Genomic DNA, 25,476 nt, shown 5'->3' with positions numbered 1-25,476 from the left:
TGGCTACAAATGTGAGTTTTACGCCTGCCGTATTGTTATTATGTGGGCAGGCGGTTCCTACTTTGGGGAATGCTATGAAAAAGGCTCTAATCCTTCTTTAAGGAAGTTGAACCAGTTTTCACCCAATATTTTTCCAGCCTCAGATTCACTGAATCCGTGACCCATTAATCCGTTGTAGATGTTCTCCATCCCTGCGCTGCCGCAGAACCATGGCAGCGCATCTGGCCATCCCGAGTTACTTGCTGAACCTTCGCCGTAATCCATCGCTTTTGACCAACGCCCGTTGCGCATCCACTCCAACACTTGTTGCGGCTGATTTAGGCACAAATCGCTACCGATACCTAAATGGTCAACGCCAAACATGTCTGCGGTTTTCGCAACCATCTGGCAGAAATCATCCAGCGTGCACTGGCTGCCATTTGGCAAATGGAACGGATATAAACTGAATCCGATCAAACCACCGCGCTCCGTCAGTGCTTTGATCACGGTGTTGGACTTGTTGCGCAGTGCGTCATGCGCAAACGTCGGGTTAGCATGGCTGATACAAATTGGACGCGAAGAGAGCTCGATAGCTTCCAACGTCGAACGCTCCGCGCTGTGGGACATATCAATGATCATCCCGACTCGGTTCATCTCTTCAATCGCTTGCTTACCAAAGCGAGTTACACCTGAATCGTTTTGTTCGTAACAACCTGTCGCTAGTAAGCTTTGGTTGTTGTAGGTCAGTTGCATGATCAGCAGACCTTGGCGGCGCATCACTTCAATCAGACCAATTTCATCATCAATCGGTGAGCAATTCTGCGCGCCGAAGAAGATGCCGACTTTGCCTTCTGCTTTGGCTTTTTCTACATCTGCCATTGAATAAATAGGCATGATGAGGTCCGCATTTTGCTCGAAGCGCAAGTTCCATTCAGCAAAACGCGTTAAGGTTTCGCGCGCAGTTTCGTGGTAGACGATGGTGGCATGAACGGCGGTAATGCCACTCGCCTTAAGCGTTTGGAAATACTCTCGATCCCAATTGCAGTACTGCAATCCGTCAATCACAATCCGTTGTTGGTACATAACCACTCCTTAAACAATTTCTTAGCCTTTTCGTGCGGGCAACTGACACCATCAGTTACCCTGCCGATCTTAGTAAGGACGCTGATAAGCGGTTTTCACTACGGTGTAGAACTCTTTGGCGTACTGACCTTGCTCACGAGGACCAAAGCTAGATTCTTTACGGCCACCAAATGGAACGTGATAATCTGTACCCGCAGTTGGCAAATTAACCATGACGCAGCCCGTTTGGACTTGCTGTTTGAAGATCGCGCTATTACGCAAGCTTTGCGTGATAATGCCGCCTGTCAGGCCAAAGCGCGTATCGTTCGCGACTGCAATTGCCTCATCCAGATCAGAAACGCGAATCACGCTCGCCATTGGCGCAAAGACTTCTTCTTGGTTCACTTCCCAGCCATTCTGTGTATTTAAAAACAGAGTTGGTGACATGTAGTAACCGTCATGCTCTAGGCTCAGACGCTCACCACCGAAAGCCAACTCCGCGCCTGCTTGGCGTGCGTTTTCGATCCACTCAAAGTTCGCATTCAGCTGGTTACCATCAACCACAGGGCCCATGAATACGCCCTCTTCTAGAGCGTGACCCACTTTAAGTTCGCTCATGCGTTTGATTAGCGCTTCAACATACGCGTCGTGAATTCCGTCCATAACCACAAGACGAGAAGACGCGGTGCACTTTTGACCTGCACCCGAGAATGAGCCTGCGATTGTTGCTTCGACAGCAATCTGAATGTCTGCATCATCTGCCACTACGAGCGCATTTTTGCTACCCATCTCTAGCTGACAACGCACAAAATTTGGTGCCGTTGCCGCTGCAACTTTACGGCCTGTGTCCACAGAACCAGTGAAGCTCACGCCGTTCACATCCTTCGAATTGATAAGGGTATTACCGACTTGCGAACCGCTACCCAAAACGAGGTTAAACGTGCCAGCAGGTAAACCTTGGCGATGGATAATCTCTGTCAGCGCAACGGCACTTGCTGGGGTTAGGTTGGCAGGCTTCCAGACGACGCTGTTGCCAAACGCAAGTGCTGGCGCGATTTTCCAAGCCGCTGTTGCTGTTGGGAAGTTCCAAGGAGAGATAATGGCGATAACGCCGACGGCTTCGCGAGTAACTTCAACGGAGACACCTGGACGGACGGAAGCAGCGCTATCGCCAATTTGACGCAGAACCTCAGCAGCAAAGTATTGGAAGAATTGGCCAGCACGGTAAATCTCACCTCGACCTTCAGCAAATGGCTTACCTTCTTCACGCGAAAGCAAGGTGCCCAATTCGTCACATCGTGCAATGAGCTCATCACCAATCGCTTGTAGCACTGCTTGCTTGCGCTCGATTGGTGTTTTTTCCCACTCTGGCTGCGCTGATTTAGCCGCTTGAATCGCTTGCTCTACTTGCGACACACTCGCTTGTGCGAAATCGCCAATGTTTTCGCTGATATCAGAAGGGTTAATATTGGCGATGGTGTCCATGCCCGATTGCCATTCACCTGCTATATAGAGGGATTTTTCTGCTTGAACATTGTTAATAAAAGTCATGGTTCTTTCCTTGTTCTTCCGATTTGTGATGGCAAGCCACCCACTCACTGATCTCTAATTGTTCTTATTGGATTTATTCTGGTTGGCTTGCCGACGCGTAGACGACAAACTCCACCAACATCTCTTCTCGCGCTAACCCTGCAACCACCATGGCGGCGCGATTTGGGTACGGCGCTTCAAAATATTCCGCGTACACTTGGTTAACGGTCTTTAAGTATTCTCTGTCGGTCACATAAATCAGGACCTGCAACACCGAGTCCAAAGACTCCCCTGCACACTCCAGGGTGTGAATGAGATTGTGAAAGGTTTGACGTGTTTGTGCTTCGATACCGCCTTCCACAACCGCGCCTGTGTCATCAATAGGAATTTGAGCCGTATACAGGGTTCCGTTGTTGACTATCGCCCATTCAAGCGGCGCTTTAGAAGCAAATAGACTGGTTTTAACTGGGTGTTTTTTAGTAGGAGTATTCACGTGCCTTTCAACCTTTGTAACAGCTTTGTTTCAATATGGTTAAATGATGCACATTGACAGGCGATAAATCTAACGGTAAATTTTTGACATTTGATAAATTAAACTTATCACTCTATTTAAAATAACGTAAATAAAGGGATTAAGAGGCATTAGGGATGAGTATTAAGCTTCAACAATTAATGCATTTTGTGATGGTAGTCGAGGAAGGAGGCTTTCGAGCCGCTTCACATCGTGCAAATCGTTCTCAGGCGGCACTGTCCACATCGATAAAAGAGCTTGAAAAAATTCTAGGGCAAACGCTGTTTGAACCCGGAAACAAAACCAAATTGACCCCGTTTGGTGAAATTTGTCTGCCCAAAGTGGTTCAGTTTCTCAATATCTACAGTGCACTAGACAACGATCTCAAAGCAGCCGCTGCCGGACAGCAAGGGAGAGTGCGAATTGCGAGCGTTCCTTCTGTTGCAGCGAAGCTCATTCCTAGCGTGTTGGGCGCCTTTTGCGAACAGTATCCAAATGTAGAAGTAAGCTTGATAGACGATAATGCCGCTGGCGTCGAGGCTCGCCTACTCTCCGGTGAGGTCGACTTAGCGCTCGGTAACCCCTCTCACCTCGATGAGGGCGGCATTGACTTTACGCCGCTGTTAGCCGATCCAATAGGCGTGGTGTGTTTAAAGGACAACCCTATTGCGAGTCATCCAGAAGGAATCGAGTGGCAAACTTTGTTGGAACAACCCTTTATCCGTAACGGCACTTGTACACTTCTCGATCCAACCCCAGCAAGAGCTCTGAGTCAGCAAGCGCTCTATTCGGTCGAAAATATTACTTCGCTGTTTTCTGTCTTAGAACTTGGGATTGGTGTCACGACCCTACCGAAGCTTGCTTTCCCAACCAATGAAACACGCTTGGTTTGGATTCCGCTTATCGATCCACCACTTGAAAGGCAAATTGGTATATTTACGTTAACCGATCGCACGATCTCGCCTCAAGCTAAAGCATTTCACGATCTTTGTGTGCATTATTTAAACTATCAAAAAGAAGATAAATAATGGTTCGATTAACATGCGGATAATTAAAAGCCTCCATATTCAGAGTGGAGGCTAATTTGTATTTGTGTATTCGCTTCGTTCTATTTTTTGCGACGATTTCGGTTCTTATACACCACGCAAAAGTTACCACGCTTGGTACGACACTTTGAGCAACGTTCGCAATCTACTGGTGCGCGATTGCCTTCTTTCCAACGTTTGATCAACTGCGGCTCAGCCAATAAAGGGCGTGACACAGCAAAAAATTGGATATCTGTGTTTTCTGCAATTTTCTCAATCGCATCAATGTCGCTCAGCCCGCCGACAGTAATCACCGGTATGCTAACGTCCTGACTGATCACGTGACCATATTCGTGAAAGTAACCTTCTTCTTGTAGTCTGTAACCATCGAACGTTTGACCAACAAGTTCGTTTGCTTTGCCGTGAACATTGCCAGATACGATGATCGCATCAACGCCTACTTCTTCAAGTTTCTTACAGACGACGCGAGTTTCATCGAACGTTAAACCGCCGTCAAAGAACTCTGTTGCCGTCAGTTTAACGAGGATCGGAAATTCGCTTCCAACCAGCTTTCTGGTTTCAGAGTAAATTTCTAAAAGAAAGCGCATGCGATTTTCTAAGTCACCACCATATTCGTCTTCGCGACGATTATAGTACGGGCTTAAAAACTGGTTAATTAAATAAGTGTGCGCCGCATGAATCTCTACGCCGTCAAAACCAGCGTCTTGAGCACGTTTACTCGCCAATGCGAATGCCTTTACGATGTAGTCGATTTCGTCCTTTGTCATCGCTTTGCCTTGCGTATTTGTACCACGCTCAGGCACGTCACTCGGAGCGAAGATGACACGCTCACCGACGTTATGGGTGGTTTTGGTGCCACCGTAAGCAATTTGCATCACGATTTTAGAATCTTGTTGATGTACTAGCTCTGTTAGCTTTTTGTATTCTTCAATAAAAGAGTCGTTGTAGATCCCCATCATACCTGCGTTGGGTTTCTCTTCTTCAACGATATTGGCATAACCCGTGACAATAAGCCCAACCTCCCCTTTCGCAAGCGTTTCGTAAATATCGTAAAGCTTTGCCGTCATGTGACCATCTTCGGTCGCCATGTTCTCCCACGTTGCGCTTCTCACAAAACGGTTCTTTAGGGTCATGTTGCCAATGCGGGCTTCGGAAAACAAAATGCTCAAAACCAGTCCTCTTAAAGTTGTCTTTATGTTTTATCTTTTCGCAAGTAAACAAGAACGAAAAAGGAACAGCGATACACGATGTATGGCTGTTCCTTCTCTGAATCCTTGAGACCTGCAAACTACAGGCGCACCTTAATGCCTCGGAGACGACAAAACTTTAATCTGGGTTAAGGTTTAGTGAGTTTTTAGATTATGTAAAAGGATGATTCTTAATCGTGTTCATTTCACTGGAGTTAAGATGCTTCCTCACCCACTTTCAGTCGTAAAACTTTTGTATTTCGCTAGCTGGTGATTCAACTTAAACATTCACATTGTTAGTTTGTATGCTGCTATGGGAACTAGCACTACCCCAAATGTTTACATTACAAACTATCGATATTGAATTCTCATATGGTAAGTAGAGTTATTGCGCTGTTTATACTTTTAGCTTAATCGTCGCTATCTCTTGGCATTATTACGCGTCAGCGGAAACGCGCGATCTACTATGTTTTACACACTGGTTGTTTTTGCTTTTAGATATGAATACGTGATAGTGAAGCTAGAGGAGGAACAGGGAAAATAAAGGACAATAGAAAGTTAAATGACCTTACTTCTAGGTAAGGTCATTCATGCATTCAGCAGCAAAAGATATTGGCGCGTAGCAAACGCTTAGGTCTGGTTGTTACAGAGCTAGAGGAATCAACTCGACGCCAAGCACACCACTGATCCCCATCACCACTAGCAGTGAGACTTTAAACACCGACTTTGACCAAGCGATATAGTTGTTGTCATCAATGCTGCGAAAGGTCACTTTCGTCCACATAAAGCAAACAACCGCTGCAACCGCTAAGTATTCATACCCGGCTTCACCTAGTAAAAATAACCCCAATGATGCTGCTCCAAACGCCACGACATACGCTTTCATGTGTCGATGAGCTTTATGAATGCCCTCTTTAACTGGCAATACGGGAATCCCGGCTTCTCGGTAGTCTTGCATGCGGAACATGGCAATGGCATACGAGTGCGGCATTTGCCAGAGACAGAACATGGTAAAGAGTAAAATCGCTTCCAAGCTAATGAAGTTTGTTACCGCTAAGTAACCCACCAATGGCGGAACTGAGCCTGAGATACTTCCCACTAAGGTTCCATACACCGAGTTACGTTTGTACCACATCGTGTAAAAGAACACGTAATACACGTAGCCAAGCAACACGACGACAGCGGATAGTGGGTTCACTCGGATAAATAACAGTGCGGTTCCTACCAGCAATAAAGCAAGTGCATAAACAAACGCAATATCGATATTGATGTTGCCTTTCACTGTTTCACGATTTCGTGTACGTGCCATCTTTTGGTCGATATCACGATCGAAAATATTATTCACCACACAACCTGAAGCGATGACTAACCCAACACCAACTAACGTCGTAACGAACAGCATTAGACTGGCTGGTTCTGTTTTTGCGGCGAGGAAGAACCCCGCCGCAACAGAAATCAGGTTGCCGAAAATAATGCCCGGTTTAGTGATAGACAAATAACTTTTCAGCATACCTTGACCTACAATTTCATGTTGACGTTCATGTTGTAGATGATCCATACCGAGCCAGCGATAAGGATAAGTACAACAATGGCGGTAAACATCAGTGATACAAGATTCCAACGTCCGTCGGATGTTTTTGTTTCCATGTGCAAGAAGTATTTAAAGTGAACAAATATCTGTACTAATGCACATCCAAATAGAATCGCATAGGTCGTTGTATCTGGTAATGATTTCGTCCAAACAAAGTAGAACGGAATTACCGTCAGAATCAGTGAGGCAATAAAGCCTTTCACGTAATCTGACGAACTGGTTTCTACATGTTGATCCATTACATTACCCCCAGTAAGTAAACGATGGTAAAGACACAAATCCAAACGATATCTAGAAAGTGCCAGAATAGGCTTAAGCAGTTAAAGCGCATTGCCATATTGTCGTTCAGACCTTTCGTCGACAGTTGATGATACGCTACCGCTAACCAAATCAGACCAAAGGTTACGTGCAGGCCGTGCGTACCAACCAACGTAAAGAATGCCGACAGGAATGCACTTGTTTGTGGCCCATAGCCTTCTTCAATCAGGTGATGGAACTCATAGACCTCCATACAGATAAAGCCAAGACCAAGCGCGAACGTGACTAACATCCAGCGTTTGAGACCAGCAACGTTGTTGCGCTTCATCGCGATAATGCCAAAACCAAATGTGATACTGCTAAACAGCAGCAGCATGGTTTCGACAAACACGAATGGGAGTGCGAAAATGTCTTTACCTGTTGGGCCCGCAATTGAATTGCTCGACAGCACAGCGTAAGTCGCGAACAAGGTCGCAAACAATACACAGTCACTCATCAGGTAAACCCAGAAGCCAAATAGCTTGTTGCCATTCGTGTCATGGTGGTGATCATGGTCGTGATGTGCTGCGATATTAGTTTGCATACGTCACCTCCAGATCATCTTTACTTTCGCTGTCTTTCACTGAGTTTTTCTTCGCTTCTTCAAGCTGAGCTCGACGTTTGGCCTCAATTGCTTTGATCTCTTCAACTTCCACGTAGTAATCCACATCATCGTTATAGCTATGCTGAATACACGTCACGATAATACCGACCAAACTTGCCGCCGCTAGCCACCAGATGTACCAAATCATGCCGAAGCCAAATAGGAGCGACCAAGCCGACACGTAGATGCCTGTTGCCGTGTTTTTTGGCATATGAATACGTTCGTATTCCACTTCTTTAGTTGGATCGAACTCGCCACTTTGTTTCTGGTACCAGAAGGCATCCAGCACATCACCTTTTGGTAGGTGCGCAAAGTTGTAGAACGGCGGTGGAGACGATGTTGCCCACTCAAGAGTACGTCCACCCCACGGGTCACCAGTTAGATCACGGTTTTGCTCGCGGTCACGGATACTCACGTAAATTTGGATGAACTGAGACAATACGCCCAGCGCAATCACAACCGTACCTGCTGCGGCAATCGACAACAGTGGGAAGTATTCTGGGTTGATGTCTTGGCTTAAACGACGAGTCATCCCCATAAAGCCCAGCGCGTAAAGCGGCAGGAACGCCATTAAGAAACCAATAATCCAAAGATAGAACGCACGTTTGCCCCAAGTTTCATTCATGGTGAAACCGGTCGCTTTCGGGAACCAGTAAGTGATCGCAGCGAAACATCCAAACACCACACCACCGATGATAACGTTGTGGAAGTGAGCGATAAGGAATACTGAGTTATGCAGAACGAAATCTGCACCCGGAACAGCCATTAGTACGCCCGTCATACCACCAACAGTAAAGGTGATAAGGAAGCCCACCGTCCACATCATTGGCGTCGTAAAGCGGATGCGGCCTTTGTACATCGTGAATAGCCAGTTGAAGATCTTCACCCCTGTTGGGATAGAAATGATCATCGTGGCAATACCGAAGAAGGCATTTACGTTCGCGCCAGACCCCATCGTAAAGAAGTGGTGTAGCCAAACGACAAAGGCAAGAATCGTGATAACTACGGTAGCCCAAACTAGCGATGTGTAACCGAACAACTTTTTACGTGAGAAGGTTGCGGTGACTTCTGAGAACACACCAAAAATTGGCAAGATCAAAATGTACACTTCTGGGTGACCCCAAGCCCAAATCAGGTTGACGTACATCATTACGTTGCCGCCAAGATCATTGGTAAAGAAGTGCATGCCTAGGTATCTATCCAGCGTAAGCAGAGCGATAGTCACCGTTAGGATTGGGAATGAAATGATGATCAAAATGTTTGCACACAGAGACGCCCAAGTGAAAACTGGCATCTTCATCATTGGCATAGACGGTGTACGCATACGCAAAATGGTCGCGAAGAAGTTCACGCCTGTTAACGTCGTACCAACACCTGATATCTGCAGCGCCCAAATCCAATAGTCGACCCCGACTCCTGGGCTAGCCTCAATACCTGAAAGCGGCGGATACGCCAACCAGCCGGTACGACCAAATTCACCTAAGCCGAGAGACATGTTTGTTAGGATGACACCTACAACAAACAGCCAGAAGCTCAAGTTATTCAGATACGGGAAAGCTACGTCACGCGCACCAATCTGCAATGGCACGATGATGTTCATCAGACCAATGACCAATGGCATCGCTACAAAAAAGATCATGATCACGCCGTGGGCAGTAAAAATTTGATCGTAGTGATGCGGTGGCAAGTAACCTGCTTCACCCGCAGAAGAAAGGAGTTGCTGACTACGCATCATGACTGCGTCAGCAAAACCACGAACAAGCATCACCATCGCTACTGCGATGTACATGAAGCCAAGTTTTTTATGGTCTACTGAAGTAAACCATTCATTCCACAAATATTGCCACTTTCCGGCTTTGGTCACCGCGTAAACTACGGCTAAACCAACCAGCGCCACAACCGCTAGGGTGATGACGATAATAGGTTCGTGGAATGGAACTGAATCAAGAGTTAATCTTCCAAACATTACGATTATCCTTGGTTTTCAGGCAAACAGTTCATTGAACCAGGATGCTGAGTCACAACGTCGGTGAACAAGAACGGAGGAACGCTAGAGAACAAAGTGACTGGCTCTGCGATACTTGGCGCTGCCAGTGAGCTGTATTGCTCCCAATCTTCAATACGATCAGGGCTCGCCTTCACTTTCTGCACCCAATTTAGGAACGCAGCACGATCAGACATTGCTGAAGCTGTGAACTTCATTTGCGAAAAGCCTTCGCCGCTGTAGTTCGATGCAAAACCCTTATAGTCACCTTCGTGGTTCGCTATGAGGTTGAGCTTGGTTACCATTCCTGGCATCGCGTAGATCTGTGTACCTAAGCGAGGGATGAAAAACGCGTTCATGATGTTGTCCGAAGTCAGTTTGAACTGCACTGGCACGTCTTTCGGGAACGCCACATAGTTCACCGTCGCAATGTTTTCCTCTGGATAGATGAACAACCATTTCCAATCGAGTGACACCACTTCGATGGTCATTGGTTTAACATCACTTTCCAAAGGTTTGGATGGCTCTAGTTCATGAGTCGAACGCCATGTGATCGTCGCAAGAATCGCAATGATGATGATTGGAATTGTCCATACCACCACTTCGATTTTGGTCGAGTGTGACCACTCGGGTGCGTACTCTTCTTCAGTATTAGAGGCGCGGTATCGGTAAGCGAAGTAAATCGTCATTAAAATCACAGGGATTACAACGATCAACATCAGCAAAAGAGCAGTAATAATTAACTCTTTTTCTTGCACACCAATGGCACCTTTGGGGTCAAGTAAAGCTGAATTACATCCTGAGAGCATAAGTATGACGGACGCCAAACTTCCCCTCGACAAGATGCGTTTATATCTTGAGGCTTCCATTAACTTTCTCGATGGTTGTCTGGTTTCAAAACAGATGCCAATCAAAGTAAATAAGAGCTCACAAATTGCGCAGAGGTAATGTATGAGAACAAGAAGAAACTTCGATAAGTAGTTATTCTACTTACAATTTTTCAACTTCGTCATCAAGCATTTAACCAGCTAGAATGAACCGTTATTTGCTACGATACGATTGGTATCAAGCCAAGAACCAGTTGTTATAGTCATTAGAATGTTTATGTGTTGAGCATGAGTAACGTCGGGTTCAGAGCGAAACAAAACGGAATTGAGTGGAGATCAAAACCACACTCTTAGTGTGAGTTTATTGTTACACTTTGAAACACTATGTTACATTTGGCGCATTATGAGGAGTAAAAAGTTAAAGCTCATTAGCCACAACTGGAAACTAACCTTCCATTAATGGAAGTTACACACTTTAAATAGAATATTAACCTCAACACGAATTTCTCGTGCTTCAACAATTAATTATTTAAAAACAAATAGTTGAAACTTAAAATTGATGAGACTGACTATCAACTTCATTTACGCAGATAGCCTTAATGAGAAGCGGAAACTAAAAAACCAAAAGTGTGATCAACATCAAATTAATGATTTCACTTAATATTTGAGTGGTATTTACATCTCTTTATTGGATTGTGAGAAATCATTCTCAAGGTAAATCCAAACATAAGTTGTAAATACATTTGGGTTGCGCAGAATTGGCACTCCACAACATAGAAAATGCTGAAATGGAAAGAAACTTATTATTCAGGTCTATCAGAGCCTTATTTCAGTAGTCACTTACATACGAATACCGCCATCCACTTCTAAAACCCTGCCAGTAAAGTAATCACTCTCAATAATGTATTTTACTGCATGCGCGATTTCGCTTGTTTCGCCCATCCTGCCAACTGGGATCATCTTTTCTAATCGCTCTATGGCTTCGGGTTTCATTTGCTCTGCCATCGCGGTGTGTACTACACCTGGTGCAACCGCCGCCGCGCGAATACCGTATCTTGCGAGCTCACGGGCCCATGTTGTCGCCATGGTCGCGACCGCCGCTTTTGACGCAGAATAATTGGTTTGTCCGATATTCCCTGCTCTCGCAACACTAGAAATATTGATGATAACGCCTTGGGAGCCACTCTCAATCATCTTGACGGCAGCTTCACGCCCACACAAAAATGTTCCTGTCACGTTAACGTTCATGACCAAATTGAATTGATCCAAAGACATCTTACTGATCACGCCATCTTTTGCTTTTACAAGTAACCCATCTCTTAATACGCCAGCGTTATTGACTAACCCATTGAGTTGACCAAAATCTTGGATAATCGCTTCAAACGTGGTTTCAACGTCGATTTCGTTGGTGACATCCACTTGATATGTCAACGCTTTCGCACTCAGCATTCGACACTGCTCTTGTGTTTCCATTAAGCCACTGGCGTTTACATCCAACAACGCTAAATCAGCGCCAGCTTGAGCAAGGGTAATGGCCATCATTTGCCCAAGCCCCTGCCCTGCTCCTGTAATGGCAATAACACTACTTTTTATGTCCATATTGGTGCACTCCATAGCTCGTAATGTTCTCTATCTCAACCAGTCTAAGTTGGCCGAAATGATGCGCGTTTTACGTCACCATCTCGGGCTGGTTTGTCACAAAACTCGGTCTAGCCTTTCTTACTCTTGTATAACTCAAATAAGCTTGAGAAATCGAGTTCGCCGTGGCCGCTCGCGTTGTGGAAAGAATATAAGTTGCGCGCTAACGACCCCATCGGAACCGAAGAATGTGTTTGTAACGCCGCATCTAACCCCAAGCCGAGATCTTTCAGCATGAGTTTGCTCATAAAGCCCGGTTGGTAATCGTGACTGGCTGGCGCACTGTCCATCACGCCTGGGCAAGGATTGTAAAGCTCCAATGCCCAATTTCGGCCAGAGCTTTGCAGCATGATGTTTGATAGCACTTTTGGATCGAGTCCATGATCGATACCTAGGTTTAATGCCTCGCACGTACCAGACATTAAAATGCCGAGCATAAGGTTGTTACAGATTTTCGCCATTTGACCATCGCCTGCTTTGCCAGCATGGAAAACATTTTTTCCCATATACTGCAAAATGGCATTGGCTTTAGAAAACGCTTGATCCGAACCACCAACAATAAAGGTTAATGTCGCCGCTTTAGCGCCAGCAACGCCCCCCGAAACGGGCGCGTCGACAAACAACACGCGTTTATTTGCCGCTTCATTGGCGACTAATCGCGCAGAGTCCGGATCAATGGTTGAACAATCAATCATCAAGGTACTTGGCGAGACAAGATTGAGGACACCTACGCCACCATGTAAGTCACCAAGATACACGGAACGAACGTGAGACCCTGCTGGTAGCATCGTGATGACTGTGCTAGCACCATCCACGACTTCCTCAATAGAGCTCGCCACCACCGCACCAAAAGGTACTAGTTGCTTTGCGGCTTCGCTATCGACATCGAATACTTGCACGTTAAATCCAGACGCGAGTAAGTTTTGCGCCATCGGATGCCCCATTCTTCCTAAACCGATAAATGCGATGGTACTCATGATCATTCTCCTTATTGACCTAGTGTTTGTTCACCCAAATCAGCAAGCGGATGTTCGTCATCCGGCCAAAGTGAGGTAAACAAGGTATCGATGACATCTTCATCGACTTCACTGACACTGTTAAACATCCAGTTAGGTTCGCCATCCCGGTCAATAAGCCGAGAACGGACGCCCTCTTTAAACTCACCTAATAAGGCACTGCGAACCGACAAACTCAACTCTAAACGGAAACAATCTGCAAGCGGTAAGCTGTGGTACTCTTTCACTTGTCTAAAGCAAATATGCGCGGTGATCGCACTGCCCGATGCGAACGTTTGTTTCGCGTTTTCTATCCACTGGCTATTCCCTTCGATAGCCATGATTCGCTGTGCTATCGCATTAAGATCAAAGCCTTTGCACGCTTCCTCTATCTGATCTAAGTATGGACAAATTTGCGTGGTTGGTTTGCTATCAATAACCTGTTCTTCCATTAATTGTAGTAGCGCAGTTACCAACTCTTTCGCATCTTCTTTGCCCCACTGGAGCCGCTTTAGCTCATCCAGTAAGGTGGGATACTGCTCTTCCAACAGTAACCAATCGGCCAAACCAATAGTGACAGCGTCACTTGAATTTACCATTGAACCTGTCAATCCGAGGAATAAACCCACTTGCGGATCTATCTGGCTTAAAAACCACGTACCTCCCACATCAGGATACAGTCCGATATTGATTTCTGGCATAGCAAGGCGTGATGTTGTTGTCACAACTTTATGGCTGGTTCCCATAAAAAGCCCCATCCCACCGCCCATGACAATACCTTCTCCCCAACCGATAATGGGTTTGTTGTAAGTGTGGATGAGATAGTCACACTCATACTCTAACGAGAAATAGTTCGTACAGAACTCTACGATTTTTTCTTTACTCTCGTTATGCATGACGTGATACATAGCTCGAACATCACCACCAGCACAGAATGCTTTTTCTCCAGCGCCAGTCAGTACCACACAAGCCATATGTGGATCATCTTGCCACTTGATAAGCTGATCGTTAAGTTGGACTAACATGTCATACGTCAATGCATTCAATGAAGCGGTGTTGTCTAACGTTGCGATACCAATGCGGTGCACGCCATCTAAGCACTCTATTTCACTAATGGTTACCATCCCTGCCATGTGGCCTCCTATCGGTTTTTCCATTGCGGTGGGCGTTTTTCTAAAAAGGCGCGAACACCCTCAACTTGATCTTCCGTATCAAAAAGATTCAGAAACAACTCTCGCTCTTTCATTAAGCCGTGCTTAAGTGGCGCAGAGCGCATATTTTGAATGAGCGCCTTACATGCGGCGACAGAAGATGGTGACTGGTTCGCAACAGATTCAGCAAGTTCCAGCGCTTTACTTAAAGCTTCACCTTTGGGAACCAACTCCTCAACTAGGCCTAGTTCTTTTGCTTTGTCAGCGCTGACTTGCTCTCCACATAAAATGATACGCTTTGCCCAGCCTTCCCCTACTAACGCTGTGAGGTTTTGGGTACCGCCAGCGCAGGGCAAAAGTCCGACTTTGGCTTCTGGTAAAGCAAGTACCGCTTGCTCTTCAACTACTCGAATGTCACAAGCTAATGCCACTTCTAACCCTCCGCCCATGGCGTAACCATTAATGGCGGCAATGGAAACACCACGGAATTCAGAGAGCGTTTCAAACGCTTCACCAAAGCATCGCGCCATGTCTAACGCAACCGCTTTGTCACCATCAGAAAATAGCTTGAGATCCGCACCAGCAGAGAAAAACTTGTCTCCACTGCCAGTTAAAACCAATGAATAGACCTGCTTATCATCGTTAAGTTTGAGTATCAGCGACTTCAGTGCCTTGAGGCTCTCTGCTGTCCACGTATTGGCTGGCGGGTTGTTCATTGTCACCACGGCAACGTGATTAGTGATCGTATGTTGAATGGCTGCTTGGGTTAATGGCATATCTGAATCCTTTCTCAATGAGCAAATCCAATACTTCGCTACAGCAAGGCCGATTCCTCAGAGAGCAAACGACGTGCGATGATCAAGCGCATGATTTCGTTCGTTCCCTCCAGAATTTGATGCACACGCACATCTCTGAAATGACGCTCCATTGGATACTCTTTGATGTAACCATAGCCGCCATAAAGCTGCAGCGCTTGGTCGCAAACCTGAAAGCCCACATCGGTTGCGAACCGTTTTGCCATCGCGCAATAAGCCGTGGCATCCGGGTCATTTCGGTCGAGTTTACTGGCGGCATAGCGCACCAACTGCCGCGCAGCCACTAGCTCTGTCGCCATGTCTGCCAATTTGAATTGTAAGGCTTGAAACTGCGCAAGCGACTTGCCGAACTGCTTACGTTCTTGAATGTACCGTGCCGCCTGATTAAGGGCCTGTTGAGCCGTACCGACGGAGCAGGTCGCAATATTTATACGCCCTCCATCAAGCCCTTTCATCGCAAAGACAAAACCTTGCCCTTCTTCGCCCAGTAAATGGCTAGCTGGAATAACAACATTTTCAAAAGTAACCGCTCGTGTTGGTTGGCTGTTCCAACCCATTTTGGGTTCTTTGCGCCCATAGCTGATACCATCTGTTTGAGCAGGAACAACAAATGCAGACACGCCTTTGGCATCCGCTTCTCCGGTTCTCGCCATCACGACCAAAACATCTGTCTCTCCAGCGCCAGAGATAAAGGCTTTGCCGCCGTTGATGACATACTTATCTCCCTTTTTTGTAGCGGAAGTGGTCAGTACAGCGGCGTCTGATCCTGCGTTGGGTTCGGTTAAGCAATAGGAGCCTAACCACTCCCCCGTAACTAATTTCGGACAGAACTGCGTTTTGGCTTCATCGGTAGCAAAACTGGCTATCATCCAACTGACCATGTTGTGAATCGTCATAAACGCCGTAGTGGACGTACATCCCATGGCCAGTTGTTCAAAGATAATTGACGCATCCAAACGGCTTAACCCTAAGCCGCCATGTTCTTCTGGTGTGTAGAGACTGAGAAACCCCAGTTCCCCCGCCTCTCTCAATACGTCTTTGGGGAAGATCTGCTTTTCATCCCACTCAGCCGCCATCGGTGCTAAACGCTCATCGGCAAATTGTTGAGCGGTATCGGCAAATGCACGTTGATCTTCATTAAGTTCAAAGTCCATAAAAGCTCCTTTTATTCACTCAGCGCAGTTGGATGGTCAGATTTGGCCCCGTTGGAATATCGTCATCAAACCAACGCGCCGTCACCGTTTTGGTCTCGGTATAAAAACGCACTGCTTGTTTACCATACGCATGTAAATCACCATAGAAACTGCCTCTCCAACCAGTAAAGGAGAAAAATGGTAAAGGGACTGGAATTGGCACATTAATCCCCACTTGACCGACTTGAATGTCATGCTGATATTTTCTCGCAGCAGCGCCATTAGCGGTAAATATAGAAGTTCCGTTGCCGTAAGGGTTGCGATTCACCAACTCAATGGCCTCTTGCAACGTTTCGACTTCCATACAAACTAAAACAGGGCCAAATATCTCTTGCGTGTAAATCGACATGTTCGCTGTTACACCGCTAAACAAGGTTGGGCCAATCCAGTTTCCATCGGGAAAGCCGTCCACTTCACACTGACTGCCATCGAGTTCACACACTGCGCCTTGTTGTTTGCCATCTTCGATTAGGTCCAATACGCGTTGCTTGGCTTGCTCACTGATCAATGGGCCATAAGCAGCCTGTTCATCATCCCAAGGCCCTGGGTGTACTTTCGCCATCGCCAGTTTCAGGTCTGCAATCCATTGTTTTGAATCGCCGACAAATACCGCAACAGAAATCGCCATACAGCGTTGCCCCGCAGCCCCAACGGAGGCTCCGATTAGGTTATTCACCACTTGATCTTTGTTTGCATCAGGCATGATCACCATGTGATTCTTTGCACCAGCAAAAGCTTGAACCCGTTTAAAATGTTTAGTCCCTGTGGTGTAGATATAACGGGCAACGGGAACCGAGCCAACAAATGACACCGCTCGAATATCAGGATGAGCCAGAAGAAAGTCGACTTGCTCTTTGCGGCCATGAACGATCTGCAACACTCCTTTCGGCGCGCCAGCTTGCTCAAATAGTTCAGCTAAACGAATAGAGGTCAACGGCACTTGTTCGGAGGGTTTAAGCACAAATGTATTGCCCGCAGCGATAGCGATTGGGAACATCCACAACGGAATCATGGCAGGAAAGTTAAATGGCGTAATGCCGCAACACACACCTAGGGGCTGAATCATTGAGTAACTATCAATATCCGTGGCAACGTTTTCGACGGTTTCGCCCATCATGTTGCTGGCAATGTTTGCCGCCTGCTCAACAACCTCTATGCCTCGCCACACATCGCCTTTAGCATCCGCTAAAATCTTACCCGTTTCATGAGAAAGCAGTGTGGCAAGCTCATCATGATGCTCTTTGAGCAAGTGCTGATAACGAAGCATAACTCGGGCACGCTCGGGTATCGCCACTTCTTTCCAAGATTGGAATGTCTCTTTCGCATTATCAATGGCGGCTTCCATCTCGTGCTCTGTGGAACATGGAACGTACGCAATGACATCATTAGTGGCGGGATTGGTTACCTCAACCCAATCCGATGTTTGAGATTCACGAAACTCGCCACCAATAAACAAGGGAACCAAACGAGTCATCATTTACTCCTTTCTGATTTCAATTAAAGCGGTATTTCAATGCCTATCGCCGTGGCTTCTCCACCGCCGATACAAAGTGATGCAACACCCCGCATCACTTTTTTGGCTTCGAGATCACCATTGGTGCCTAGCGCTTGTAGCTGACGCAAACTGTGAATCAATGTCACCAGAATTCGTGCGCCACTAGCCCCTATCGGATGCCCAAGTGCACAGGCTCCACCTTTAATATTTACTTTGCTTGTATCTAGTCCAAGTTCCGCCACCGCTATTTGTGTCACGACGGCAAAGGCTTCATTGATTTCCCACAGGTCCACTTCATAAATTGACCAATCTAGCTGGAACAGCAGTTGCTCAATTGCGTAGACGGGTGCCAAAGTAAATTCTGCAGGTTTTCTGGCATGTGTAGAGTGCGCCTTGATGATCGCAAGTGGTTTAAGCCCCTGATGACGCGCAGTGTCTTCATCCATAAGCACAAGAGCCGCCGCGCCATCTGAAATGGCACTCGAATTAGCAGCGGTCACCGTACCTTTTTCATCGAATGCAGGTTTGAGTTGAGGAATTTTACCAAGGTCAATCGAGCGTGGGTGCTCATCGTAGTCCAGCACCGCTTGTTCTGACTTGGTATTGAGTGAAACCGGCGAAAGTTCATCGGCAAACAAGCCTCGCTCTTGAGCTTCCAACGCACGTTTTGCCGACATCACGGCCCATTCATCCATTTGCTCTCTGGTGAACTTAAGCCTGTCAGCGACTTGCTGAGCATAAACACCCATTAAGTGCCCTTCGTAAGCATCTTGTAGCCCATCGAGAAACATGTGGTCATACGCAGACTGGTGCCCCATACGCATTCCCTTTCTCGCCTCCCTCAGCAAATACGGCGCATTGGTCATACTTTCCATACCACCAGCAATGGCAGAGCGAATCGTTCCAGCTTTAATGAGATCGTGCGCTAACATGACGCTCTTCATGCCAGAGCCACACACTTTGTTAATGGTGGTGCCCCCTACACCCAAAGGAAGATCTGCCCCCATAGATGCTTGCCTCGCAGGAGCTTGTCCACACCCTGCTGGAAGCACACATCCCATGAACACTTCATCCACCGAAGTCACATTCACTTCGTGCATTGCCGCCTTGATCGCCAGTGCGCCTAATTGAGGAGCAGAGTAAGTTTGCAACTTGCCTTGAAAGCGCCCAATTGGCGTTCTTTTCGCGCTGACAATCCAGATGTCTTTTCCCATGATTCGCATTCCCTTAAGGTATATGTGAACACTTGGCAGACTGATGACACCCTACATAGAATTACTCACCAAGCGCCACACCAGCCTTTATCGCCTTTTTCACTAACAAACTTTCATTCCGCGATTTCTTGACGTTTACGTAAGCATAGCACTAGCCTTTACAATGAGATGAAAAAACACACCAAGCAGACGTTTATATTTCAAAGTTGATGTTCGGCCTTCCCATTTAAGGTTCGATTTCCAGAAACTGGATTTTTATTCGAGGTAAGTATGTTATGGAAAAATACAAGATCAGTGACCTCGCCAAGGAGTTTGATATTACTACTCGCAGTATCCGGTTTTATGAAGACGTGGGTCTGATTGAACCAGAGCGAAAAGGCAATATGCGCGTTTATCAACGCAGGGATAGAATTCGCCTCAAACTGATTTTAAGAGGGAAACGACTCGGTTTTTCGTTGGCAGAAATTCGTGAACTTTTCGAGCTCTACGACATGCAACAAACCGAAGGACAGTTATTGAAAATGCTCAATATCATTGAAGAGAAACAAGCCGTCCTACAGCAACAACTCAACGACATCAGCGTCGTTATGGCAGAGTTGAATGCCGCTAAGGAGCGTTGTATTCAAACACTCAAAAGCAAGCAGACATAAACGCTATACTCAATTAGCAACACCGCTACAGGCTTTTCCACCTTACCTCTGATACCGGGAGACGTTATGAAAAGCACCTATACCCCACTCAATTTCGGACTTGGTGATACCATCGATATGCTCCGAGAACACGTTAATGCCTTTGCTACGGAACATATCGCGCCCATCGCCGCTGAGATAGACCGCGATAACCAGTTCCCGAATCATTTATGGCCTTTGTTGGGAGAAATGGGGTTGCTTGGTGTGACCGTCGATGAAGAGCTTGGTGGTGCAGGCATGGGATACCTCGCTCATGTTGTTGCCATGGAAGAAATCAGCCGTGCCTCTGCGTCTGTCGCTTTAAGCTACGGCGCTCATTCTAACCTGTGCGTCAACCAAATCTTTCGTAACGGCACGCCTTCTCAACGCGAAAAATACCTTCCAAAACTCATTGATGGTACGCACGTTGGCGCCCTAGCGATGAGCGAGCCCAATGCCGGTTCAGACGTGATAAGCATGCAACTGAAAGCGGAGAACAAGGGCGACCATTTTGTACTGAATGGCAACAAAATGTGGATAACAAATGGGCCCGATGCTGACGTAGTGGTGCTTTACGCTAAAACAGATGTCAGCGCAGGTTCACGTGGCATTACCGCATTCATTATTGAACGTAACTTCGCAGGTTTCACTCATGCTCAAAAGCTGGACAAGCTAGGCATGAGAGGCTCGAATACTTGCGAACTTGTATTTAACCATTGCGTAGTGCCAAAAGAGAATATTCTTGGCGAGTTGAATCAAGGCGTCGAGGTATTAATGAGTGGGCTGGATTACGAGCGCGTCGTCCTCGCTGCCGGACCACTCGGGATAATGCAAGCTTGCATGGACATTGTGGTCCCGTACGTACATGAACGAGAGCAGTTTGGAAAATCCATTGGCGAGTTTCAGTTAGTTCAGGGCAAGATCGCCGATATGTACTCTCGAATGAGTGCAGCAAAAGCGTATGCATATACCGTCGCAGCGGCTTGTGATCGAGGTAACGCAACACGCAAAGACGCCGCTGGCGCGATTTTGTACAGTGCAGAACTCGCCACACAAATGGCACTCGATGCAATCCAGTTGCTCGGTGGGAATGGCTACATCAATGAATACTCTGCTGGTCGTTTGCTACGTGATGCAAAGCTTTATGAAATCGGCGCGGGTACCTCTGAGATTCGCCGCATGTTAATAGGCCGAGAGCTGTTCGAAGAATCTCGCTAACGGAACATACGACAAGGAAGTCATTATGGCCATTATCAAAAGTAAAACTAAGCCAACTGACGAGTTATTTCTTTCCAATAAAGCTGCGATGGAAACGTTGGTCACTCAACTTAATCAACACATCGAGACCATCAAACAGGGCGGCGGTGAAAAAGCCATTGAGCACCAGAGGCAAAAAGGAAAACTCCCCGCACGAGAACGCATCGCGCGCTTGCTTGATGACAACACTGACTTTCTTGAAATCAGCCAGTTTGCCGCCTGGCAAGTGTATGACGAAGCGATCCCCTGCGCTGGTGTTATCGCCGGCATTGGTATCATAGAGGGGATTCAATGCATGGTCATCGCCAACGATGCTTCGGTAAAAGGCGGAACCTACTACCCACTCACGGTAAAAAAACACCTTAGAGCACAAGAGATTGCCCAACGTTGCCAACTCCCCTGCGTGTATTTGGTGGACTCCGGTGGCGCAAATCTCCCTCATCAGTCCGACGTCTTCCCCGACAAAGAACACTTTGGTCGCATTTTCTTTAACCAAGCGAGAATGTCAGCGAAAGGCATCCCCCAAGTTGCTGTTGTGATGGGGCTTTGCACTGCTGGGGGCGCGTACGTTCCTGCCATGGCGGATGTGTCCATTATGGTTAAAGAGCAAGGCACCATTTTTTTGGCGGGGCCACCTTTGGTGAAAGCGGCCACTGGCGAAGTCGTGACGGGTGAAGAGCTCGGCGGTGCAGACGTGCATTGTCGAAAATCTGGTGTCGCAGATTATTACGCTGAAAATGATGAACATGCCCTAATGCTTGCGAGAGAAGCCATTGCCAATGCCAATAGAACAAGACCTGTTAAGCCAGAAAACACCGTGCTTCCTCCCCGCTACGACGCAGAAGAAATCTACGGAATCGTGAATGCCAACTTACGACTGTCATTCGACGTTCGAGAAATTATTGCCCGCATCGTCGATGATTCTGATTTCGACGAATTCAAAGCCTTGTACGGCAGAACGCTAGTGTGTGGTTTCGCTCGTATTCAAGGACACTTGATTGGCATTGTGGCAAACAACGGTATCTTGTTTTCTGAATCGGCACAAAAAGGCGCGCACTTTATTGAGCTGTGCGCCAAACGGAAAACACCGCTTCTTTTTCTCCAAAATATTACCGGCTTTATGGTCGGAAAAAAGGTTGAAGAAGAAGGCATCGCAAAACATGGCGCCAAGCTAGTGATGGCCGTCGCTTGTGCTGACGTGCCGAAGTTTACCGTGATCATCGGTGGATCGTACGGCGCTGGTAATTACGGCATGTGCGGCCGAGCGTATGATCCAACCATGATGTGGATGTGGCCGAACGCGCGTATTTCTGTGATGGGCGGAGAACAAGCAGCAGGCGTTTTAACACAAGTTCGAAAAGACGCGAAGGAACGTCAGGGGGAAGCGTGGTCAGAGCAAGAAGAGCACATTTTTAGAGAATCGATCATAGACTTGTATGAAACACAAGGACATCCCTATTTTGCGAGTGCTCGGCTATGGGATGACGGAATTATTGACCCTAAAAAAACGCGTCAGGTGTTGAGTCAAGCGTTAATAGCAGCATTAAACGCCCCCATTCCTGATAGCGAGTTTGGCGTCTTCAGAATGTAAACATCCAAAGATGAATTAAGGAAGTTAGTATGCAGGAAATGCAACCAAGCATTATTCCCAACGCCCAAAGGCAAGATGATGTTCTTTGGCATGTCGATGATAATGGCGTAGCGACCATTACCTTAAACAGAACAGCCAAACACAATGCTTTTGACGCTTGTACGATCGACTTGCTGATCCACCGCCTAGATTATCTCGCTTTACGAACGGATGTGCGGTGCTTGGTATTAAGAAGTAACGGTAAGCATTTTTCATCCGGGGCCGATTTGAATTGGATGCAGTCGATGGCCGACAGCACGAGGCAAGATAACTTCGTTGATGCCCAAAACTTGGCAAGACTCATGGAAACATTAGATTCGTTCCCTCAACCCACCATCGCAGTTGTTCAAGGTTCCGCTTATGGTGGTGCTTTAGGGTTGATTTGTTGTAGTGATATCGCCATCGCAAGCCAAAGTGCCAACTTTTGCTTAAGTGAAGTTAGGCTTGGTTTAGTTCCAGCAACCATTGCGCCTTACGTCATGCGCGCGATGGGGAATAGACAAGCTAGACGCTATATCTTAAGTGGTGAAGTCATTTCAGCCGAAGATGCCGAACGGTTTGGTATTGTGCACGAAGTAAAAGAAGCCAAACAGCTTGAAAGTGCGGTCGGTAGCGTAATCAAGACTTTACTACTGAATAGCCCAGATGCGATGCGTAAAGCAAAAACGCTCTGCCATCAATGTCATCAAAACCCCATTGATCAACAACTGATTCACTATACTAGCAAGCTCATTGCGGACATTAGAGTATCACCCCAAGGTCAAGATGGGCTGCAAGCGTTTCTTGAAAAACGTAGCCCAAGTTGGGTCACCAAGTCACAGGACAAGTAATGCTACCTTCCAAAGTAAAGATTGTCGAAGTAGGTCCTAGAGATGGGTTGCAAAATGAATCTCCTGTTGCGACCCAAACTAAAATCCGGCTGATCAACTTACTCTCTGATACTGGGTTAACGCATATTGAGGCGGGCTCTTTTGTCTCACCCAAATGGGTGCCACAAATGGCGGACTCAATAGAGGTCATGAAAGCAATAACACGGCGAAATCATGTTACCTACTCTGCCCTGACTCCAAACCTAAAAGGCTTAGAACAAGCGTTGGAGGCTGACGCCAATCAGGTCGCAATTTTCACTTCATCCTCAGAAGGATTCTGCCAACACAATATCAATTGCTCGATTGCAGAAAGCCTAACTCGCTTCGAACCTGTAATGCGATTAGCCACCAAATACGGCATCCCTGTTCGTGGCTATCTATCCTGCGTTGCCGACTGCCCTTACGATGGCCCGACAGCCCCTAAACAAGTGGCGAGCGTGGTCAAATCACTCATCGATTTAGGGTGTTATGAGGTGTCTCTAGGCGACACAATCGGTACAGGCACGCCAAACCGTATCGCTGCTATGCTAGAAGCCGTCATGTTGGTTGCACCTCTTCCCCAGCTGGCTGTCCATTTCCACGACACATGGGGACAAGCTCTCACCAACATTTATCAGGCACTGAGTATGGGCATCAATACCATCGACAGTAGTGTAGCTGGGCTGGGTGGATGCCCATACGCTCATGGCGCATCAGGAAATGTCGCAACGGAGGATGTACTGTATTTATGCCAAGGGTTAGGAATAGAAACGGGGATCGACTTAGAGCTACTGGCTAAAGCTGGCTGGATGATCAGCGAAGAGCAGGGTCGGCAGCCTACATCAAAAGTGTCATTAGCATTGCGTAACCGCGTATTATCACTTTCGTAGAAGGCCATCCGGCACCTCAAATTCTCCCAACCCAAGCTAGCTCCATCTACTTTCGAGTAGTGAAGCGAAACCGCCCGCCAGTACGGTAAATAATTAAAGAAAATAAGATAAGCACACAACCTACTAATTTATTTGCCGTTAGCACTTCGCCATACCACAGCACGCTCAGAATAACCGTCCAAACTGGTTCTAATATCATAATTAGAGCAGCGTTACCTGCCTGAACAAATTTTTGCCCCATGGTTTGCATTACGTAACGCAAGCTCGTCGCTAATAAGGTACTCAACGCAAACCACCACCAAATAGAGGAGTCCACCTCTGCCGGGAAAGATTCCATAAAAAATGAAACCAACAAACCTAAACAACCTGCTGAAAAAAGTTGCACGCAAGTAAGCAGCAGCACAGGTAGTTTTTGAGAGTATTTGCTGTTCACATTAAAATGAAGCGCCAAAACCAGTGCTGCACCAAGAAACCACAATTGACTGGCCGATTGTTTCCAGCCACCAACTAAAGAAAGACAAGCAAGACCTAATACAGCGATAGGCAAAGAAAGCCAGAAAATTCGTTGTGGTCGTTGACGAAACATAACCCATGCAACAATCGGCACAAACAGCATGGAAAGGCTCATGATAAATGCGCCTTCCCCGAGAGTATCACTGATAGAAATAGCGTAAATCCATGTCATAACGGCACTGCCTAACAGGAGCCCGACACCACCAGCAGAAAGCACATCTTTTAAGTTTGCTTTCAGCAAAGGTCGGTAACATAGAGGCAGTAAGCAGAGCGAAGCGATAGTAAATCGCGCCCCAATAAAGCCAAAAGGTGGTAAACCCTGTATTGTTTCCTTAGAGAATATCCAGCCAAGTGCCGCGATCATCGTCGTCGCAACCAGAATAACCGTCGCTTTGCGTTCTGAGTTAAACATAAGTACTCACAAAATATGGAACACACAATAGCGTAGCAAGAGAGTTTTACTGCACTATTGTGTAAATTTGAAAGGGGTTTGTGTCGAGCGAAAAAGTGAAAGCCCGATCCTCTCCTGTATTGTTGTCACGCAGATTGAA

At 46.8% G+C, this 25,476-nt stretch carries 23 protein-coding genes; 6 read left to right on the top strand and 17 right to left on the bottom strand.

Features of this window, described 5'->3' with window-relative positions; genetic code table 11:
* Positions 1–72: 72 nt before the first annotated feature.
* The 3 genes from R7M72_RS08755 to R7M72_RS08745 form a co-directional block, all read right to left on the bottom strand.
* A complete protein-coding gene (locus tag R7M72_RS08755; RefSeq protein WP_213876118.1) occupies positions 73–1,062 on the bottom strand; it encodes a membrane dipeptidase in 990 nt (329 codons plus the stop codon).
* 69 nt (positions 1,063–1,131) lie between these two features.
* Positions 1,132–2,592: an aldehyde dehydrogenase family protein gene (locus R7M72_RS08750; RefSeq protein ID WP_025767670.1), complete on the bottom strand. Its 1,461-nt coding sequence runs from the start codon at positions 2,590–2,592 to the stop codon at positions 1,132–1,134.
* A gap of 73 nt (positions 2,593–2,665) precedes the next feature.
* Positions 2,666–3,064, bottom strand: a complete 399-nt coding sequence (locus R7M72_RS08745) for a RidA family protein (RefSeq protein ID WP_318056137.1) — start codon at positions 3,062–3,064, stop codon at positions 2,666–2,668.
* A gap of 155 nt (positions 3,065–3,219) precedes the next feature.
* Between R7M72_RS08745 and R7M72_RS08740 the strand changes: the two genes are divergently transcribed.
* Positions 3,220–4,110: a LysR family transcriptional regulator gene (locus R7M72_RS08740; protein ID WP_005375788.1), complete on the top strand. Its 891-nt coding sequence runs from the start codon at positions 3,220–3,222 to the stop codon at positions 4,108–4,110.
* An 80-nt stretch (positions 4,111–4,190) separates the two neighbouring features.
* On the opposite strand, the gene R7M72_RS08735 is transcribed toward R7M72_RS08740, so the two are convergent.
* From R7M72_RS08735 to R7M72_RS08675, 13 genes are all read right to left on the bottom strand, one after another.
* On the bottom strand, positions 4,191–5,297 hold the full coding sequence (locus tag R7M72_RS08735) for an NADH:flavin oxidoreductase (protein ID WP_033906956.1): 1,107 nt from the start codon (positions 5,295–5,297) through the stop codon (positions 4,191–4,193).
* Positions 5,298–5,958: 661 nt separating this feature from the next.
* Positions 5,959–6,873 carry a heme o synthase gene (gene cyoE, locus R7M72_RS08730; protein ID WP_318056136.1) on the bottom strand — a complete coding sequence of 305 codons (915 nt, stop codon included), beginning with the start codon at positions 6,871–6,873 and terminating at the stop codon, positions 5,959–5,961.
* Entirely contained in the window at positions 6,834–7,145 is a 312-nt protein-coding gene (gene cyoD, locus R7M72_RS08725) for a cytochrome o ubiquinol oxidase subunit IV (RefSeq protein WP_005375783.1), read from the bottom strand. The genes cyoE and cyoD overlap by 40 nt, the downstream gene beginning before the upstream one ends.
* Positions 7,145–7,747 (bottom strand): cytochrome o ubiquinol oxidase subunit III, encoded by a 603-nt coding sequence (cyoC, locus tag R7M72_RS08720; protein ID WP_318056135.1) that lies wholly within the window; start codon positions 7,745–7,747, stop codon positions 7,145–7,147. Before cyoC ends, cyoD begins: the two co-directional genes overlap by 1 nt.
* The gene (gene cyoB / locus R7M72_RS08715) at positions 7,737–9,773 is read right to left on the bottom strand and encodes a cytochrome o ubiquinol oxidase subunit I (protein ID WP_258624125.1); all 2,037 of its coding nucleotides are present in this window, start codon (positions 9,771–9,773) and stop codon (positions 7,737–7,739) included. The genes cyoC and cyoB overlap by 11 nt, the downstream gene beginning before the upstream one ends.
* A gap of 5 nt (positions 9,774–9,778) precedes the next feature.
* On the bottom strand, positions 9,779–10,660 hold the full coding sequence (cyoA, locus tag R7M72_RS08710) for a ubiquinol oxidase subunit II (RefSeq protein ID WP_005388604.1): 882 nt from the start codon (positions 10,658–10,660) through the stop codon (positions 9,779–9,781).
* A 798-nt stretch (positions 10,661–11,458) separates the two neighbouring features.
* Positions 11,459–12,217 carry an SDR family oxidoreductase gene (locus tag R7M72_RS08705; RefSeq protein WP_005375778.1) on the bottom strand — a complete coding sequence of 253 codons (759 nt, stop codon included), beginning with the start codon at positions 12,215–12,217 and terminating at the stop codon, positions 11,459–11,461.
* Positions 12,218–12,327: 110 nt separating this feature from the next.
* Complete coding sequence (mmsB, locus tag R7M72_RS08700; RefSeq protein ID WP_005375775.1) at positions 12,328–13,233, bottom strand: 3-hydroxyisobutyrate dehydrogenase; 906 nt, start codon at positions 13,231–13,233, stop codon at positions 12,328–12,330.
* 11 nt (positions 13,234–13,244) lie between these two features.
* Positions 13,245–14,384 (bottom strand): enoyl-CoA hydratase/isomerase family protein, encoded by a 1,140-nt coding sequence (locus R7M72_RS08695; RefSeq protein ID WP_206952832.1) that lies wholly within the window; start codon positions 14,382–14,384, stop codon positions 13,245–13,247.
* A gap of 8 nt (positions 14,385–14,392) precedes the next feature.
* Positions 14,393–15,178, bottom strand: a complete 786-nt coding sequence (locus tag R7M72_RS08690) for an enoyl-CoA hydratase (protein WP_318056134.1) — start codon at positions 15,176–15,178, stop codon at positions 14,393–14,395.
* A 38-nt stretch (positions 15,179–15,216) separates the two neighbouring features.
* Positions 15,217–16,371 carry an acyl-CoA dehydrogenase family protein gene (locus tag R7M72_RS08685; protein WP_318056133.1) on the bottom strand — a complete coding sequence of 385 codons (1,155 nt, stop codon included), beginning with the start codon at positions 16,369–16,371 and terminating at the stop codon, positions 15,217–15,219.
* Between the two features lie 19 nt (positions 16,372–16,390).
* The gene (locus R7M72_RS08680) at positions 16,391–17,884 is read right to left on the bottom strand and encodes a CoA-acylating methylmalonate-semialdehyde dehydrogenase (RefSeq protein ID WP_315957435.1); all 1,494 of its coding nucleotides are present in this window, start codon (positions 17,882–17,884) and stop codon (positions 16,391–16,393) included.
* A gap of 23 nt (positions 17,885–17,907) precedes the next feature.
* Positions 17,908–19,119, bottom strand: coding sequence for a thiolase family protein (locus R7M72_RS08675; RefSeq protein WP_053303721.1), 1,212 nt, complete (start codon positions 19,117–19,119; stop codon positions 17,908–17,910).
* A 275-nt stretch (positions 19,120–19,394) separates the two neighbouring features.
* On the opposite strand from R7M72_RS08675, the gene R7M72_RS08670 reads away from it, so the two are divergent.
* From R7M72_RS08670 to R7M72_RS08650, 5 genes are all read left to right on the top strand, one after another.
* Positions 19,395–19,769, top strand: coding sequence for a MerR family transcriptional regulator (locus R7M72_RS08670; protein ID WP_017821195.1), 375 nt, complete (start codon positions 19,395–19,397; stop codon positions 19,767–19,769).
* A 66-nt stretch (positions 19,770–19,835) separates the two neighbouring features.
* Positions 19,836–21,005, top strand: a complete 1,170-nt coding sequence (locus R7M72_RS08665) for an isovaleryl-CoA dehydrogenase (protein WP_318056132.1) — start codon at positions 19,836–19,838, stop codon at positions 21,003–21,005.
* A gap of 25 nt (positions 21,006–21,030) precedes the next feature.
* On the top strand, positions 21,031–22,635 hold the full coding sequence (locus R7M72_RS08660; protein WP_136976445.1) for a carboxyl transferase domain-containing protein: 1,605 nt from the start codon (positions 21,031–21,033) through the stop codon (positions 22,633–22,635).
* A 29-nt stretch (positions 22,636–22,664) separates the two neighbouring features.
* Positions 22,665–23,504: an enoyl-CoA hydratase-related protein gene (locus tag R7M72_RS08655; protein ID WP_053303724.1), complete on the top strand. Its 840-nt coding sequence runs from the start codon at positions 22,665–22,667 to the stop codon at positions 23,502–23,504.
* Positions 23,504–24,412: a hydroxymethylglutaryl-CoA lyase gene (locus tag R7M72_RS08650; RefSeq protein ID WP_315957209.1), complete on the top strand. Its 909-nt coding sequence runs from the start codon at positions 23,504–23,506 to the stop codon at positions 24,410–24,412. Before R7M72_RS08655 ends, R7M72_RS08650 begins: the two co-directional genes overlap by 1 nt.
* Positions 24,413–24,458: 46 nt before the next feature.
* Here R7M72_RS08650 and R7M72_RS08645 read toward each other — a convergent pair whose 3' ends face one another.
* Positions 24,459–25,337 carry a DMT family transporter gene (locus tag R7M72_RS08645; RefSeq protein ID WP_053303726.1) on the bottom strand — a complete coding sequence of 293 codons (879 nt, stop codon included), beginning with the start codon at positions 25,335–25,337 and terminating at the stop codon, positions 24,459–24,461.
* Between the last annotated feature and the right edge of the window lie 139 nt (positions 25,338–25,476).

Source organism: Vibrio sp. YT-18, from assembly GCF_033337345.1.
GTDB classification, from domain to species: Bacteria; Pseudomonadota; Gammaproteobacteria; order Enterobacterales; family Vibrionaceae; genus Vibrio; species Vibrio alginolyticus.
This window is presented reverse-complemented; position numbering and strand designations above follow the sequence as displayed.

Excerpts from the sequence above, each read along its gene's own strand:
- R7M72_RS08755 (WP_213876118.1), bottom strand. The coding sequence starts at position 1,062 with ATGTACCAACAACGGATTGTGATTGACGGATTGCAGTACTGCAATTGG.
- R7M72_RS08750 (WP_025767670.1), bottom strand. The coding sequence starts at position 2,592 with ATGACTTTTATTAACAATGTTCAAGCAGAAAAATCCCTCTATATAGCA.
- R7M72_RS08740 (WP_005375788.1), top strand. The coding sequence starts at position 3,220 with ATGAGTATTAAGCTTCAACAATTAATGCATTTTGTGATGGTAGTCGAG.
- cyoE (WP_318056136.1), bottom strand. The coding sequence starts at position 6,873 with ATGGATCATCTACAACATGAACGTCAACATGAAATTGTAGGTCAAGGT.
- cyoD (WP_005375783.1), bottom strand. The coding sequence starts at position 7,145 with ATGGATCAACATGTAGAAACCAGTTCGTCAGATTACGTGAAAGGCTTT.
- cyoC (WP_318056135.1), bottom strand. The coding sequence starts at position 7,747 with ATGCAAACTAATATCGCAGCACATCACGACCATGATCACCACCATGAC.
- cyoB (WP_258624125.1), bottom strand. The coding sequence starts at position 9,773 with ATGTTTGGAAGATTAACTCTTGATTCAGTTCCATTCCACGAACCTATT.
- cyoA (WP_005388604.1), bottom strand. The coding sequence starts at position 10,660 with ATGGAAGCCTCAAGATATAAACGCATCTTGTCGAGGGGAAGTTTGGCG.
- R7M72_RS08705 (WP_005375778.1), bottom strand. The coding sequence starts at position 12,217 with ATGGACATAAAAAGTAGTGTTATTGCCATTACAGGAGCAGGGCAGGGG.
- mmsB (WP_005375775.1), bottom strand. The coding sequence starts at position 13,233 with ATGAGTACCATCGCATTTATCGGTTTAGGAAGAATGGGGCATCCGATG.
- R7M72_RS08695 (WP_206952832.1), bottom strand. The coding sequence starts at position 14,384 with ATGGCAGGGATGGTAACCATTAGTGAAATAGAGTGCTTAGATGGCGTG.
- R7M72_RS08690 (WP_318056134.1), bottom strand. The coding sequence starts at position 15,178 with ATGCCATTAACCCAAGCAGCCATTCAACATACGATCACTAATCACGTT.
- R7M72_RS08685 (WP_318056133.1), bottom strand. The coding sequence starts at position 16,371 with ATGGACTTTGAACTTAATGAAGATCAACGTGCATTTGCCGATACCGCT.
- R7M72_RS08680 (WP_315957435.1), bottom strand. The coding sequence starts at position 17,884 with ATGACTCGTTTGGTTCCCTTGTTTATTGGTGGCGAGTTTCGTGAATCT.
- R7M72_RS08675 (WP_053303721.1), bottom strand. The coding sequence starts at position 19,119 with ATGGGAAAAGACATCTGGATTGTCAGCGCGAAAAGAACGCCAATTGGG.
- R7M72_RS08670 (WP_017821195.1), top strand. The coding sequence starts at position 19,395 with ATGGAAAAATACAAGATCAGTGACCTCGCCAAGGAGTTTGATATTACT.
- R7M72_RS08665 (WP_318056132.1), top strand. The coding sequence starts at position 19,836 with ATGAAAAGCACCTATACCCCACTCAATTTCGGACTTGGTGATACCATC.
- R7M72_RS08660 (WP_136976445.1), top strand. The coding sequence starts at position 21,031 with ATGGCCATTATCAAAAGTAAAACTAAGCCAACTGACGAGTTATTTCTT.
- R7M72_RS08655 (WP_053303724.1), top strand. The coding sequence starts at position 22,665 with ATGCAGGAAATGCAACCAAGCATTATTCCCAACGCCCAAAGGCAAGAT.
- R7M72_RS08650 (WP_315957209.1), top strand. The coding sequence starts at position 23,504 with ATGCTACCTTCCAAAGTAAAGATTGTCGAAGTAGGTCCTAGAGATGGG.
- R7M72_RS08645 (WP_053303726.1), bottom strand. The coding sequence starts at position 25,337 with ATGTTTAACTCAGAACGCAAAGCGACGGTTATTCTGGTTGCGACGACG.